The organism is Streptomyces alboniger (assembly GCF_008704395.1).
Classification (GTDB): domain Bacteria; phylum Actinomycetota; class Actinomycetes; order Streptomycetales; family Streptomycetaceae; genus Streptomyces; species Streptomyces alboniger.
Window position 1 is genome coordinate 5,722,874 of sequence record NZ_CP023695.1, and the last position, 14,085, is coordinate 5,736,958.

The 14,085-nt window shown below is 70.9% G+C and carries 9 protein-coding genes; 6 read left to right on the forward strand and 3 right to left on the reverse strand.

The window, feature by feature from the left end; translation table 11 throughout:
• Nucleotides 1–108: 108 nt before the first annotated feature.
• Both smc and CP975_RS25720 read left to right on the forward strand, forming a co-directional pair.
• Entirely contained in the window at nt 109–3,675 is a 3,567-nt protein-coding gene (gene smc / locus CP975_RS25715; protein ID WP_055526852.1) for a chromosome segregation protein SMC, read from the forward strand.
• A 209-nt stretch (nt 3,676–3,884) separates the two neighbouring features.
• Entirely contained in the window at nt 3,885–5,309 is a 1,425-nt protein-coding gene (locus tag CP975_RS25720; protein WP_030787549.1) for a sugar porter family MFS transporter, read from the forward strand.
• Nucleotides 5,310–5,362: 53 nt separating this feature from the next.
• Here CP975_RS25720 and CP975_RS25725 read toward each other — a convergent pair whose 3' ends face one another.
• Entirely contained in the window at nt 5,363–6,355 is a 993-nt protein-coding gene (locus CP975_RS25725) for an LLM class flavin-dependent oxidoreductase (RefSeq protein WP_055526851.1), read from the reverse strand.
• Nucleotides 6,356–6,473: 118 nt separating this feature from the next.
• A complete protein-coding gene (locus CP975_RS25730) occupies nt 6,474–7,934 on the reverse strand; it encodes a cytosine permease (RefSeq protein WP_055526850.1) in 1,461 nt (486 codons plus the stop codon).
• Between the two features lie 198 nt (nt 7,935–8,132).
• Here CP975_RS25730 and ftsY point away from each other — a divergent pair, with 198 nt between their 5' ends.
• The gene (ftsY, locus tag CP975_RS25735; RefSeq protein ID WP_055526849.1) at nt 8,133–9,368 is read left to right on the forward strand and encodes a signal recognition particle-docking protein FtsY; all 1,236 of its coding nucleotides are present in this window, start codon (nt 8,133–8,135) and stop codon (nt 9,366–9,368) included.
• 60 nt (nt 9,369–9,428) lie between these two features.
• On the opposite strand, the gene CP975_RS25740 is transcribed toward ftsY, so the two are convergent.
• Entirely contained in the window at nt 9,429–10,091 is a 663-nt protein-coding gene (locus CP975_RS25740; protein WP_055526848.1) for a bifunctional DNA primase/polymerase, read from the reverse strand.
• Between the two features lie 439 nt (nt 10,092–10,530).
• On the opposite strand from CP975_RS25740, the gene nsdA reads away from it, so the two are divergent.
• The 3 genes from nsdA to CP975_RS25755 all read left to right on the forward strand — a co-directional run bounded on the left by nsdA (nt 10,531) and on the right by CP975_RS25755 (nt 14,047).
• Nucleotides 10,531–12,003, forward strand: coding sequence for a transcriptional repressor NsdA (gene nsdA, locus CP975_RS25745; protein ID WP_055526846.1), 1,473 nt, complete (start codon nt 10,531–10,533; stop codon nt 12,001–12,003).
• A 338-nt stretch (nt 12,004–12,341) separates the two neighbouring features.
• Nucleotides 12,342–13,712 carry an ammonium transporter gene (locus CP975_RS25750; RefSeq protein WP_055526844.1) on the forward strand — a complete coding sequence of 457 codons (1,371 nt, stop codon included), beginning with the start codon at nt 12,342–12,344 and terminating at the stop codon, nt 13,710–13,712.
• Nucleotides 13,709–14,047 carry a P-II family nitrogen regulator gene (locus CP975_RS25755; protein WP_030787569.1) on the forward strand — a complete coding sequence of 113 codons (339 nt, stop codon included), beginning with the start codon at nt 13,709–13,711 and terminating at the stop codon, nt 14,045–14,047. The genes CP975_RS25750 and CP975_RS25755 overlap by 4 nt, the downstream gene beginning before the upstream one ends.
• Nucleotides 14,048–14,085: the final 38 nt, after the last annotated feature.

Genomic DNA, 14,085 nt, shown 5'->3' on the forward strand with positions numbered 1-14,085 from the left:
CTCGCGTACTTACTCCCCCGTACTCCCGCGTACGCCGCTTCCTTTACCGTCTGATGTGCCCTGCACCTTCATCGGTGAAACGGTCAGTGAAAGGTAGAGTCCGACGGCGTGCATCTCAAGGCCCTGACCCTGCGCGGATTCAAGTCCTTCGCGTCGGCCACGACACTCAAGTTCGAACCCGGCATCACCTGCGTCGTCGGCCCGAACGGCTCCGGCAAGTCCAATGTCGTGGACGCGCTCAGCTGGGTCATGGGGGAGCAGGGCGCCAAGTCGCTGCGCGGCGGCAAGATGGAGGACGTCATCTTCGCCGGCACCACCGGGCGGCCCCCGCTCGGCCGCGCCGAGGTCTCCCTCACCATCGACAACTCCGACGGCGCGCTCCCCATCGAGTACGCCGAGGTCACCATCACGCGGATCATGTTCCGCAACGGCGGCAGCGAGTACCAGATCAACGGCGATACCTGCCGCCTCCTCGACATCCAGGAACTGCTCTCCGACTCCGGCATCGGCCGCGAGATGCACGTCATCGTCGGCCAGGGCCAGCTCGACGGCGTGCTGCACGCCGACCCGATGGGGCGCCGCGCCTTCATCGAGGAGGCAGCGGGCGTCCTCAAGCACCGCAAGCGCAAAGAGAAGGCGCTGCGCAAGCTCGACGCGATGCGGGCCAATCTGGCGCGCGTCCAGGACCTCACCGACGAACTGCGCCGCCAGCTGAAGCCGCTCGGACGGCAGGCCGCCGTGGCGCGCAGGGCCGCCGTCATCCAGGCCGATCTGCGCGACGCCCGCCTGCGGCTGCTCGCCCACGACCTCGTACGGCTGCGCGAGGCGCTGAACGCGGAGGTCGCCGACGAGGCCGCCCTCAAGGAGCGCAAGGACCGCGCCGAGGCCGAGCTGAGGGCCGCCCAGCAGCGCGAGGCACAGCTCGAAGACGAGGTACGACGCCTCAGCCCGCGCCTGCAACGGGCCCAGCAGACCTGGTACGAGCTGTCGCAGCTCGCCGAGCGGGTGCGCGGCACCGTCTCCCTGGCCGACGCCCGCGTCAAGAGCGCCACCGCCGCGCCCCCCGAGGAGCGGCGCGGACGCGACCCCGAGGACATGGAGCGCGAGGCCGCGCGGATCCGGGAGCAGGAGGCCGAGCTGGCGGCCGCGCTTGAGGCCGCCGAGCACGCGCTGGACGACACGGTCGCCCACCGGGCCGAGCTGGAGCGCCAGCTGGCGGTCGAGGAGCGCCGGCTCAAGGACGTGGCGCGGGCCATCGCCGACCGGCGTGAAGGGCTGGCTCGCCTCGGTGGCCAGGTGAACGCGGCCCGTTCGCGTGCCGCCTCGGCCCAGGCGGAGATCGAACGTCTCGTCCTCGCCCGCGACGAGGCCGCCGAGCGCGCGGTCACCGCACAGGAGGAGTACGAGCAGCTCAAGGCCGAGGTCGACGGACTCGACGCGGACGACGCGCTGCTGGGCGAGCGGCACGACGCGGCCAAGCGGGACCTCGCGGAGGCAGAGGCCGCGCTCACCGCGGCGCGGGAGGCGGCGACCGCCGCCGAGCGCCGGCGGGCCGCGGTCGCCGCCCGGCACGACGCGCTCGCCCTCGGACTGCGGCTCAAGGACGGCACCGGCGCGCTGCTCGGTGCCGGGGATCAGCTGACGGGGCTCCTCGGCCCCGCCGCGGGTTTGCTCACCGTCGCCCCCGGCTACGAGGTCCCGGTCGCGGCCGCGCTCGGCGCCGCCGCCGACGCGATCGCGGTGAACGGTCCGAGCGCGGCCGCCGAGGCGATCCGGCGCTTGCGCAAACAGGACGCGGGGCGTGCGGCGCTGCTGCTCGGCGGCGCCCCGGACGACGTACAGCCGGAGCGCGCCGAGGGCCCGTCCCGCGCCGCGGATCTCGTGCGGGGGCCCGATGAGCTGATGCCCGCCGTGCGGCGGCTGCTGCGCGGGATCGTCGTCGTGGGCACGCTGGAGGACGCGGAGGACCTCGTCTACGCCCACCCGGAGCTGACCGCAGTCACCGCGGAGGGCGATCTGCTCGGGGCGCACTTCGCACAGGGCGGGTCCGCAGGCGCGCCCAGCCTGCTGGAGGTGCAGGCCTCCGTCGACGAGGCCGCGGCCGAACTGGCGGAACTGGCCGTCACCTGCGAGGAGTTGGCCAAGGAGCAGGATCGGGTGGCGGAGCGGCGCAGGGAATGTGTGGCGCTCGTCGAGGAGTTGGGGGAGCGGCGCAGGGCCGCCGACCGGGAGAAGTCCTCCGTGGCGCAGCAGTTGGGGCGTCTGGCGGGGCAGGCGCGGGGCGCCTCGGGCGAGGCCGAGCGGTCCGCGGCCGCCGCGGCCAAGGCGCAGGAGGCGCTGGAGCGGGCGGTCGAGGAGGCGGAGGAGCTGGCCGAGCGGCTCGCCGTGGCGGAGGAGGCGGCCCCCGCCGGGGAAAGAGCGGAGGAGGAGCCCGACACCTCCGTGCGGGACCGCCTCGCCGCGGACGGGGCCAACGCCCGCCAGACCGAGATGGAGGCCAGGCTTCAGGCGCGTACGCACGAGGAGCGGGTGAAGGGGCTCGCGGGGCGGGCCGACTCCCTGGACCGGGCCGCGCGCGCCGAACGTGAGGCACGCGCGCGTGCCGAGCGGCGCGCGGCGCGGCTGCGCCACGAGGCAGCCGTTGCCGAGGCCGTCGCCTCCGGTGGGCGGCAGCTGCTCGCGCACGTCGAGGTCTCCCTCGTACGCGCCGGTGAGGAGCGCACCGCGGCCGAGCGCGCCAAGGAGGTGCGGGAGCGCGAGCTGGCCGCCGAGCGCGACCGGGGCCGCGATCTGAAGGCGGAACTCGACAAGCTGACGGATTCGGTCCACCGCGGTGAGGTACTCGGTGCCGAGAAGCGGCTGCGGATCGAGCAGCTGGAGGCCAAGGCGCTGGAGGAACTCGGTGTGGAACCGGCGGGGCTCGTGGCCGACTACGGCCCCGACCAGCCCGTGCCGCCCTCGCCCCCCGCCGAGGGGGAGGAGCTGCCCGAGGACCCGGAGCACCCGCGGAACCGGCCGGTGCCGTTCGTCCGCGCCGAGCAGGAGAAGCGCCTCAAGTCCGCCGAACGGGCGTATCAGCAGCTCGGGAAGGTGAACCCGCTGGCCCTTGAGGAGTTCGCGGCGCTGGAGGAACGCCACAAGTTCCTCAGCGAGCAGCTGGAAGACCTGAAGAAGACGAGGACCGACCTGCTCCAGGTGATCAAGGAGGTCGACGAGCGCGTCGAGCAGGTCTTCACCGAGGCCTACCGGGACACGGCCCGGGAGTTCGAGGGCGTCTTCTCGCGGCTGTTCCCCGGCGGCGAGGGGCGGCTCATCCTGACCGATCCCGACAACATGCTCGCCACGGGTGTGGACGTCGAGGCCCGGCCGCCGGGCAAGAAGGTCAAGCGGCTCTCGCTCCTTTCGGGCGGCGAGCGGTCGCTGACGGCCGTCGCGCTGCTCGTCTCGATCTTCAAGGCGCGGCCCAGCCCGTTCTACGTGATGGACGAGGTCGAGGCGGCGCTCGACGACACCAACCTCCAGCGGCTCATCCGCATCATGCAGGAGCTCCAGGAGGCCTCGCAGCTCATCGTGATCACGCACCAGAAGCGCACGATGGAGGTCGCGGACGCGCTGTACGGCGTCTCGATGCAGGGCGACGGCGTGTCCAAGGTCATCAGCCAGCGGCTCCGCTAGGCACTCACTTCAACGCTTCAAGACTTGAACGAAATCACTCTCGGTGCGCCTCAAAATACGCACCCGCCCCCCTATTGACTTCGAAACTTGAAGGCATAGTCTCTGCAACGTTGCTTTTACCTTCAGGTGGTGGGCGGCGTGAAGTTGTGCGCCACTTGAAGAGCTCGCCCCCACCCCCGGCAGTGCAGCCGGTGGCCCGAGGAGTACACGTGACCAGCACATCGCAGGCGCCACAGTCCGGAGCCAGAGAGGCCCACCCGGACCATCTCGGCCATGTCATCTTCATTACGGCGGCCGCCGCGATGGGTGGCTTCCTCTTCGGCTACGACAGTTCGGTGATCAATGGCGCGACCGTCGCCATCCAGCACCGCTTCGACGTCGACGCCGACACGCTCGGCTGGATCATCGCCACCGCGCTCCTCGGCTGTGCTGTGGGTGCCGCCGTCGCCGGTCGCGTCGCCGACCGCATCGGCCGCATCCGCTGTATGCAGATCGCCGCTGTGCTCTTCGCGGCGAGCGCCGTCGGCTCGGCCCTGCCCTTCGCGGCCTGGGACCTCACGATGTGGCGCCTGATCGGCGGCGTCGGCATCGGCATGGCCTCGGTGATCGGCCCGGCCTACATCGCCGAGGTCGCGCCGCCCGCCTACCGCGGCCGCCTCGCCTCGTTCCAGCAGGCCGCCATCGTCATCGGCATCGCGGTCTCCCAGCTGGTCAACTGGGGCATCCTGAACATGGCCGACGGCGACCAGCGCGGCAAGCTGGCGGGCCTGGAGGCCTGGCAGTGGATGCTCGGCGTCATGGTCGTCCCGGCTCTGCTCTACGGCCTGCTGTCCTTCATCATCCCGGAGTCGCCGCGCTTCCTGGTCTCGGCCGGCCGTGACGCCGAGGCCAAGAAGGTCCTCGGCGAGGTCGAGGGCCACACCATCGACCTGGACGCGCGCGTCGCCGAGATCGAGCACGGCCTGCACCGGGAGCACAAGCCGTCCTTCAAGGACCTGCTGGGCAAGGTCGGCTTCCTGCCGATCGTCTGGATCGGCATCGGGCTCTCGGTCTTCCAGCAGCTCGTCGGCATCAACGTGATCTTCTACTACTCGAACCAGCTGTGGCAGTCGATCGGCAAGGACCCCGCCAGCTCGTTCCTGTACTCGTTCGAGACCTCGATCGTGAACATCATCGGCACGGTCATCGCGATGATCTTCGTCGACCGCATCGGCCGCAAGCCGCTGGCCATCATCGGCTCCGCGGGCATGGCCGCCGCGCTGTTCACGATGGCCTGGGCGTTCTCGTACAAGACCGGCTCCGGTGACAACGTCTCGCTGCCCAACGCGCAGGGCCTGACCGCGATCATCGCCGCCAACGCCTTCGTGCTCTTCTTCGCCCTGTCCTGGGGCGTGGTGGTCTGGGTGCTGCTCGGCGAGATCTTCCCCAACCGGATCCGCGCCGCCGCGCTCGGTGTGGCCGCCTCCGCGCAGTGGCTCGCCAACTTCGCGATCACCAAGACCTTCCCGAGCATGGCCGAGTGGTCCCTGACCGGCTCGTACATCATCTACGGCGCCTTCGCCGCGATCTCGATCCCCTTCGTCATGAAGTTCGTCAAGGAGACGAAGGGCAAGGCCCTGGAGGAGATGGGCTAAAACCCCGCTGCCCCCTCCTCTTCAGGAAGCTGCCCCGGTTCAAGGACTCGTGCTCACTTGTCCTTCAGCCGGGGCAGTACGTTTTCGCAGAAGTGGTGCAGGCTGCGCCAGCCCTCGTCGACGGGCATCCCGCCGACCAGCGGGTGCAGGATCAGGCTGCCGGTGTCGCCCTTCGCGTACGCCACGCACTCCTCGGGCGTCAGGACGCGGTAGACGCCCTCCGCGCGCAGCTCCTCGACGGTGGTGGCCGCCGACTTCACCGCCGAGCGGATGGCCCCCGGGGACTCGGGCTGCCAGGAGGCGTACGTACGCGCCTCGTGCAGGAAGTGCCTGCCGTGCTCGGCCCAGGTGCGGTCGGGGTCGTCGGCGATGTGCAGCAGGGGGGTCTCGGCGGCGGGCATCATCGTCCAGCCCTCGGTGCCGTGCTCCGCGAGCTGCTCCCGGTAGTAGGCCTCCAGGTCGGGCAGGTGCGCGCTCGGGAAGAACGGCAGGCCGAGCCGGGCCGCGCGCCGTGCCGCCGCCTTCGACGAGCCGCCGACCAGCAGCATCGGATGCGGCTGGGTGAAGGGGCGCGGAGTGACGCGCACCGTGCGGTCGCGGTAGGCGAAGGGCTCGCCCGTCCAGGCCTTGAGCAGCGTCTCCAGAAGCTCGTCCTGGAGCTTGCCGCGACTCCTGAAGTCGACGCCCGCCCGCTCGTACTCCTCGGGCCGGTAGCCGATCCCCGCCACGGTGACCAGGCGGCCGCCGCTGAGCAGGTCGAGTACGGCGATGTCCTCGGCGAGCCGGATCGGGTCGTGCAGCGGGCCGATGACCGCGGACACCGTCACCGCGATGCGCCGTGTCGCGCCGAAGACGGCGCCGGCGAAGGCCAGGGGCGAGGGCAGCCAGTTGTTCTCGGCGCCGTGGTGCTCCTCGGTCTGGATGGTGGAGATGCCGCGGTCGTCCGCGTACGCGGCCATCTCCAGCGCGGTCCTGTAGCGCTCGCTCAGCGAGGCGGGCGTCGCCGCGGGATCGACGAGGTTGAACCGTACGACTGTGGCGGGCATGGGAAACGTCCCCCTTCACCGTGCGTGGGCGGCGAAGGGGGACGTTAGCTGACGCGATGTCACAAGGGTAGCCTCGTACGGAAGTTGGCGCGGATCAGGCGCCTTGCCCGGCTCAGGCTCAGGCGGAGACCAGCTCGGTCTCGCCCTCGCCCTTGCCGCCCGTGGCCGCCGCGTCCTTCTCGACGAGCGGGGTCTTCGGCAGGAGCGCGTAGAGCGCGGCGGCGACGAGGATCGTGGCCAGCCAGCCCAGGCCGTGGCGGCCGATCCAGGAGGTGGCGAGCGGGCCGCTGAACCAGTCGACCTTGGTGAAGAGCAGGCCCACGATCAGGGCGACCGCCCACGCCGTCATGGCCTGCCAGGCGAAGCCGGCCTTGTACCAGTAGGCGCTGGTGCGCTTGGTGTCCATCAGGGCCTCGCCGTCGTACGTCGTGCGGCGCAGCATGTCGATGCCGAAGACGCCGATCCAGGCGGAGAACGCGACCGCGAGCAGCGTGAGGAAGGAGATGAACGAGCCCATGAAGCTCGTCGCCACGTTCATCAGGATGTAGCCGAAGATCAGGCTGATGATGGCGTTCACGCTGACCGCCCACGCGCGCGGGACCTTGATGCCGAGCGTCATGGCGGTGAAGCCCGCGGAGTACATCGACATCGAGTTGATCAGCAGCATGCCGACCAGGGCCATGATCAGGTACGGCACCGCGATCCACGTCGGGAGCAGCGAGCCGAGGAAGGAGACCGGGTCCTGCGCGGTGGAGAGCTTCGGCGCGGAGACCGCCATGACGGCGCCCATCAGGACCATCGGGACGACCACGATGGCGGCGCCGCCGACCGCGTGGCCGACCAGCGGCTTGTTCGAGGCGTTCCGCGGGAGGTAGCGGGTGAAGTCGGGGCCGGTGGGGACCCAGCTGATGCCACCCGCGGCGATGGTGCCGACGCCCGCGACCATCATCGCGGTGGAGCCCGCGGGCTGGTCGAAGACGGCGGACCAGTCGGCCTCGGCGATGAGGTAGATCAGCACGAGCACGCTGAAGGCGCCGAAGGCGTACGTCGACCACGTGCTGCAGATGTGCAGGATCTTGCGGCCCAGGCCGCTGATGAGGAACGTACAGGCGACGAAGGCGACGAGCGTGACGACGGTCAGCCAGGTGCTCGACTCCACACCGAAGCAGATGTCCAGGACCGTGATGATCGCGTAGGCGCCCGTGACGGCGTTGATCGTCTCCCAGCCCCAGCGGGCGACCCAGATCAGCGCGCCGGGGAAGAGGTTGCCGCGCTGGCCGAAGACCGCGCGCGAGAGCGTCATGCCCGGGGAGCCGCCGCGCTTGCCGGAGATGGAGATCAGGCCGACCATGCCGTAGCTCAGCAGGGGGGAGACGAGCGCGACAACCAGGACCTGCCAGAAGTTCAGGCCGTTGGAGACGATCAGGCCCGCGCCCATGGTGAGCAGAAGGACGCTGATGTTCGCCGCTACCCAGGTGGGGAACAGCTCGAGGGTCCGGCCCGTGCGCTCGGCGTCCGGGACGGGCTCAAGGCCGCGTGTCTCGAGGGCGCCTTCGGATTCGGCGGTGGTGCTGCTCATGGGGGTGGGTCCGTGCCTCTCGCTCGGCTCGCAACGTCGCGATCCGTCGGTGGGGGTAATCGCGATGGACTCTACGCGCGTTGATGCGGGGAGCTCCATCGTACTTTAGTCCGAGTCATGCCCTCCCATGGCATATGTTCTTTGGAGGAAAACACAAGCTGGGCCTCTCGTGAGGCCATGGCGGATACTGGGTGGGTTATGGAAATCGTCATCCTTGCTGTAGTCATCGCCGTGGTCGTGATCGGCGCGCTCGGCGGGCTCGTGGTCGGCAGCCGCAAGAAGAAGCAGCTGCCCCCGCAGGCCCCCTCCAGCACGCCCACCATCACCGCCCCTTCCGCCGAACCGCAGGTCGGCGACGAGGCCGAGACGCCGCGCGACGAACCGCGCCGCACGATCGAGGAGGTGGAACTCCCGCTCGTCGAGCCCTCGGCGTCGGCCCCGGTCGTCGTCGAGGAACCGGTCGCCGAGGAACCGGCCGCGCCGGAGATCGAGACCCCCGAGCCCACCGCCGGCCGCCTGGTCCGGCTGCGCGCCCGGCTCTCCCGCTCGCAGAACGCGCTCGGCAAGGGACTGCTCACGCTGCTGTCCCGCGAGCACCTCGACGAGGACACCTGGGAGGAGATCGAGGACACGCTGCTGACCGCGGACGTCGGCGTCGCGCCCACCCAGGAGCTGGTGGAGCGGCTGCGCGAGCGCGTGCGCGTGCTCGGCACCCGCACACCGGACGAGCTGCGCACGCTGCTGCGCGAGGAACTCATCGCGCTGCTCGGCACGGGCGCGGGCACGGACTTCGACCGCACCGTGAAGACCGAGTCGGGCCTGGAGACCCCGGGCATCGTGATGGTCGTCGGGGTCAACGGCACCGGCAAGACCACCACCACCGGCAAGCTCGCGCGCGTCCTCGTCGCCGACGGCCGCTCCGTCGTCCTCGGCGCCGCCGACACCTTCCGCGCCGCCGCCGCCGACCAGTTGCAGACCTGGGGCGAGCGCGTCGGCGCCCGCACGGTCCGCGGCCCCGAGGGCGGCGACCCGGCGTCCATCGCCTACGACGCCGTCAAGGAAGGCATCGCCGAGGGCGCGGACGTCGTACTCATCGACACCGCGGGCCGACTGCACACCAAGACGGGCCTGATGGACGAGCTGGGCAAGGTCAAGCGCGTCGTCGAGAAGCACGCCCCGCTCGACGAGGTGCTGCTCGTCCTGGACGCCACGACCGGGCAGAACGGCCTGGTGCAGGCGCGGGTCTTCGCCGAGGTCGTCGACATCACGGGCATCGTCCTCACGAAGCTCGACGGCACCGCCAAGGGCGGCATCGTCGTCGCCGTCCAGCGCGAGCTGGGCGTGCCGGTCAAGCTCATCGGTCTCGGTGAGGGCGCGGACGATCTGGCGCCGTTCGAGCCCGAGGCGTTCGTGGACGCGCTGATCGGCGAGTAGGCCCGCCGGGAGTCCAGGGCCTCCTCGCATGGTGTGGGCGCGAGGGGGCCCTTCCGGTGTCTACGCCGGGGACCGGTGTGCCACGTACGCCAGTGTCCCGAGCAGGAGCCGCGCCTCGGGCGGGGACGTCGCCGAGTCGAGCGCGGGGGAGCGCAGCCAGCGGACCGGGCCGAGGCCGCCGCGGTCGGACGGCGGTGCCGTGATGTGGTCGCCGGGGCCCAGGCCGTGCAGGTCGAGGGCGGCGTCGTCCCAGCCCATGCGGTAGAGCAGCCGGGGGAGTTCGGTGGCGGCGCCGGGAGCGACGAAGAACTGCGCCCGGCCGTCGGGCGTGACCGTCACCGGGCCCAGCGGCAGTCCCATCCGCTCAAGACGGACCAGCGCGCGCCGCCCCGCCGTCTCGGCCACCTCGATCACGTCGAAGGCCCGGCCCACCGGCAGCAGCACGGCCGCACCGGGGAACTCGGCCCAGGTGGCCGCCACTTCGTCGAGCGTGGCCCCGGCCGGGATCTCCGGGGCGAAGCCGAGCGGGTGCGCGCCGGGGGCGTCGCAGTCCGTGGCGCCGCAGGAGCAGGCGCCGTCCAGCGCGCGGGCGCCGGGCACCGCGTCCCAGCCCCACAGGCCGGTGTACTCCGCCACCGCCGTACAGTCCGACGGACGGCCGCGCCGCCGTGATCCGGTCCGGAGCTTGTCGTTCCCCCGGGTGCCGCCGATCGTGAAGCCCATGCCCCCTCCAACGGGTCGAGCGTGCCGCGGTTACGTGAGGGAATCGGATCGTGACCCTCTGCTCTTGAGGCGGCGCTTGGAGGTTTCACGGGTGGTGCGCCCGGTGATGTGCGCCCCGGCGTGCTCCGTTCCGCCCCTTTCGGCCGTCCCGTGTCAAGTCAATCGCGTGCGGTGGAGCGGGAGTTCATTCGAAGGGGTGGCGAATGGTGGCGTTTCCGGGATCGCCCTCGCGAGAGGGGTGATCGTGGGATTACTTTCAGTACACGGCCCCGGGATGTCGACCACCCGCGGGTATGCCGGAGGCAAGTCGGTTCCCTGTTCGATGGGTGACATTCTCCGGACGGGCGGCCGCGAGAGGCGGCATTCTGTTAGGGCTTGACATGGAGAAAGCGCACGGCGTGGACGGCGCGCAGGTGTCATGACGGATGGGGGCGTTCCAGTGGGCGGCAATGGCGGAAGCGGTACGAACGCTGAGAAGCGCCCCAATGAGATGCTCACGTCGTGGTTCGTGCGCAGCGGCTGGTCCAAGGGCGAGCTGGCGCGTCAAGTGAACCGCAGGGCGCGGCAGTTGGGTGCCCTCCACATCTCCACGGACACCTCGCGGGTGCGCCGTTGGCTGGACGGCGAGAACCCCCGCGAGCCGATCCCGCGCATCCTGTCCGAGCTGTTCTCCGAGCGGTTCGGCTGCGTCGTCGCCGTCGAGGACCTGGGCCTGCGCGCCGCCCACCGCACCCCCGCGTCCTCCGGCGTCGACCTGCCCTGGACCGGTCCGCAGACCGTCGCGCTCATCAGCGAGTTCTCCCGCAGCGACCTGATGCTGGCCCGCCGCGGCTTCCTCGGCACCTCGCTCGCGCTCTCCGCGGGCCCCGCCCTCATCGAGCCCATGCAGCGCTGGCTCGTGCCCTCGCCGACCACGCCCCGCGAGGAGCCCGACCCCGCCGCGCTGCGCCGCCCGGCCCGCCTGTCCAAGCCGGAGCTCGACCTGCTGGAGTCCACGACGGTGATGTTCCGCCAGTGGGACGCCCAGTGCGGGGGCGGGCTCCGCCGCAAGGCCGTCGTCGGCCAGCTGCACGAGGTGACGGACCTGTTGCAGGAGCCGCAGCCCGAAGCGACCTCCCGGCGCCTGTTCAAGGTCGCGGGCGAGCTGGCCGAGCTGGCCGGCTGGATGAGCTACGACGTGGGCCTGCAACCGACCGCCCAGAAGTACTTCGTCCTCGCCCTGCACGCCGCGAAGGAAGCCGGCGAGAAGCCCCTCGGGTCGTACATCCTCTCCAGCATGAGCCGCCAGATGATCCACCTCGGCCGCCCGGACGACGCGCTCGAACTGATCCACCTCGCGCAGTACGGCAGCCGTGACTGCGCCAGCCCCCGCACCCAGGCGATGCTGTATGCGATGGAGGCCCGTGCCTACGCCAGCATGGGCCAGCCCGGCAAGTGCAAGCGGGCCGTGCGGATGGCCGAGGACACCTTCGCCGACGCCGAGGAGTTCGACGAGCCCGAGCCGGACTGGATCCGCTTCTTCTCCGAGGCCGAGCTGAACGGCGAGAACGCCCACTCCTACCGCGACCTGGCCTACGTGGCGGGCCGCAGCCCCACCTACGCCTCGCTCGCCGAGCCCGTCATGGACCGCGCCGTCGAGCTGTTCGAGGCGGACGCCGAGCACCAGCGTTCGTACGCCCTGAACCTCATCGGCAAGGCCACCGTCCACCTGCTCCAGCGCGAGCCCGAGCAGAGCACGGTCCTCGCCGGGCAGGCCCTCGACATCGCCAAGAAGGTCCGCTCCGAGCGGGTCAGCACCCGGCTCCGCAAGACCGTCGACACCGCCGTACGCGACTTCGGGGACGTCTCCGAAGTCGTCCAGCTCACCGAACGCCTCGCCATCGAGATGCCGGAGACCGCGGAAGCGGTCTGAGACCGGCCCACCCGGCCCCGGCCGCGGCGGAACCATCCCGAACAGCCCGACTCGGCTCCCCCTACGCCAGTCAGCCGGATGGCCGCCGCGGCCGGTTCGCATGCCGTGGGCAGGGTAGGAAATCGCGCCCCTCGTGACCCGGCAGTTCATGGACGCGTAACACGCACGCCCTCTTCGTCACTGCGGTGAAACACCGAGGGGCGCCCGCCGAAACGGCGCTGCGCCAATCTCTTGGCGCATAACCGGCCCACAGCCCCGGCCTCCCCAGGAGCACGGGCCCCCTCGGTACCGCACAGGCTTCGCCCGCACGGGCCGCATACGACGACGAGGAGACGCCGATGCCCCCAGGCATCACGATCGCCGCAGACGCCCCCGAGCTGTCTGCCGCGAACACCGGGTTCATGCTCATCTGTTCCGCCCTGGTGATGCTCATGACACCGGGACTCGCCTTCTTCTACGGAGGCATGGTCCGCGTCAAGAGCACCCTGAACATGCTGATGATGAGCTTCATCAGCCTGGGGATCGTCACCATCCTCTGGGTGCTGTACGGCTTCTCCATCGCGTTCGGCACCGACCACGGCAGCCTCTTCGGCTGGGAGAGCGACTACGTCGGGCTCAGCGGCCTCGGCGTCAACCAGCTCTGGGACGGCTACACCATCCCGGTCTACGTCTTCGCCGTCTTCCAGCTGATGTTCGCGATCATCACGCCCGCCCTGATCAGCGGCGCCCTCGCGGACCGGGTGAAGTTCACGGCCTGGGCGCTCTTCGTCGCCCTGTGGGCCACGATCGTGTACTTCCCCGTCGCGCACTGGGTGTGGGGCACCGGCGGCTGGGCCTTCGAGCTGGGCGTCATCGACTTCGCGGGCGGCACGGCCGTGCACGTCAACGCCGGTGCCGCGGCGCTCGGCGTCATCCTCGTCATCGGCAAGCGCGTCGGCTTCAAGAAGGACCCCATGCGGCCCCACTCGCTGCCGCTCGTGATGCTCGGCGCCGCCCTGCTGTGGTTCGGCTGGTTCGGCTTCAACGCCGGCTCATGGCTCGGCAACGACGACGGCGTCGGCGCGCTGATGTTCGTGAACACGCAGGTCGCCACCGCCGCGGCCATGCTGGCCTGGCTCCTCTACGAGAAGATCCGCCACGGCGCCTTCACCACGCTGGGCGCGGCCTCCGGGGCGGTCGCCGGTCTCGTCGCGATCACCCCGGCCGGCGGCTCCTGCTCGCCGCTCGGCGCCATCGCCATCGGGGCGATCGCCGGTCTGCTGTGCGCCATGGCCGTCGGCCTCAAGTTCCGCTTCGGCTTCGACGACTCCCTCGACGTCGTCGGCGTCCACCTGGTCGGCGGAGTCGCCGGCTCGATCCTCGTCGGCTTCTTCGCCACGGGCGGCGGCCAGTCGAAGGCCCAGGGCCTGTTCTACGGCGGCGGCCTCGAGCAGCTGTGGAAGCAGCTCGCCGGTGTCGGCGCCGTCCTCGCGTACTCCCTGATCGCCTCCGCGGTCCTCGCCCTCCTGATCGACAGGACGATCGGGATGCGGGTCGGCGAGGATGACGAGGTCGCGGGCATCGACCAGGTCGAACACGCCGAGACGGCCTACGACTTCAGCGGCGCGGGCGGCGGCACCGCCCCGCGCACGACGGTGGTCCCCGCCCCGGTCGCGGACAGTGCCCAGGCCCCGGCCCAGACCCAGCAGAACAAGAAGGTGGACGCATGAAGCTCATCACCGCGGTGGTCAAACCGCACCGGCTCGACGAGATCAAGGAGGCGCTCCAGGCCTTCGGCGTCCAGGGGCTGACCGTCACCGAGGCCAGCGGGTACGGCCGCCAGCGCGGACACACCGAGGTCTACCGAGGTGCCGAGTACACCGTGGACCTCGTACCGAAGATCCGTATCGAGGTCCTCGTCGAGGACGACGACGCCGACCAGGTCCTGGAGGTCGTGGTCAAGGCCGCCCGGACCGGCAAGATCGGCGACGGCAAGGTCTGGAGCGTGCCGGTCGAGACGGCCATCCGCGTACGGACCGGCGAGCGCGGCCCCGACGCGCTGTGACCCGGCGGGCCGGACACGCAACTGAGCGGAACTGAGCG

Excerpts from the sequence above, each read along its gene's own strand:
- CP975_RS25725 (WP_055526851.1), bottom strand. The coding sequence starts at position 6,355 with ATGCCCGCCACAGTCGTACGGTTCAACCTCGTCGATCCCGCGGCGACG.
- CP975_RS25730 (WP_055526850.1), bottom strand. The coding sequence starts at position 7,934 with ATGAGCAGCACCACCGCCGAATCCGAAGGCGCCCTCGAGACACGCGGC.
- ftsY (WP_055526849.1), top strand. The coding sequence starts at position 8,133 with ATGGAAATCGTCATCCTTGCTGTAGTCATCGCCGTGGTCGTGATCGGC.
- CP975_RS25740 (WP_055526848.1), bottom strand. The coding sequence starts at position 10,091 with ATGGGCTTCACGATCGGCGGCACCCGGGGGAACGACAAGCTCCGGACC.
- CP975_RS25750 (WP_055526844.1), top strand. The coding sequence starts at position 12,342 with ATGCCCCCAGGCATCACGATCGCCGCAGACGCCCCCGAGCTGTCTGCC.
- CP975_RS25755 (WP_030787569.1), top strand. The coding sequence starts at position 13,709 with ATGAAGCTCATCACCGCGGTGGTCAAACCGCACCGGCTCGACGAGATC.